The organism is Flavobacterium sp. WG21, from assembly GCF_000335775.1.
In the GTDB taxonomy this organism is placed as follows: domain Bacteria; phylum Bacteroidota; class Bacteroidia; order Flavobacteriales; family Flavobacteriaceae; genus Flavobacterium; species Flavobacterium tructae.
Genome location: NZ_AMYW01000083.1, coordinates 1 through 573, shown reverse-complemented (window position 1 = coordinate 573; position 573 = coordinate 1). Strand labels below are relative to the sequence as shown.

Genomic DNA, 573 nt, shown 5'->3' with positions numbered 1-573 from the left:
GTCTGAGTATTACCTGCAGCATCAGTAGCTGTCCACGTTACCGTAGTGGTTCCGATTGGGAAGCTTGATGGTGCATTGTTAGTTACCGTTACTGTTCCTGAGCAGTTATCGCTTGTCGTTGGTGTTCCTAAAACAACGCCGGTCGCTGTACATAAATTAGCATCGGCTACAGCAGTAACATTCGCAGGACAAGTGATTCTTGGTTTCTGCGTATCGTTTACTGTTACGGTTTGCGTACAAGTCTGAGTATTTCCGGCAGCATCAGTAGCTGTCCACGTTACCGTAGTGGTTCCGATTGGGAAGCTTGATGGCGCGTCGTTAGTTACCGTTACTGTTCCTGAGCAGTTATCGCTTGTCGTTGGTGTTCCTAAAACAACGCCGGTCGCTGTACATAAATTAGCATCGGCTACAGCAGTAACATTTGAAGGACAAGTGATTGTTGGTTTTTGAGTATCGTTTACTGTTACCGTTTGCGTACAAGTCTGAGTATTACCTGCAGCATCAGTAGCCGTCCACGTTACCGTAGTGGTTCCGATTGGGAAGCTTGATGGTGCGTCGTTAGTAACCGTTACA

The 573-nt window shown here is 46.9% G+C and carries 1 protein-coding gene; it reads right to left on the bottom strand.

Going from position 1 to position 573, the window contains the following annotated elements:
* On the bottom strand, positions 1-573 hold a 573-nt coding region (locus C245_RS23510; RefSeq protein WP_035747261.1), incomplete at both ends, for an HYR domain-containing protein.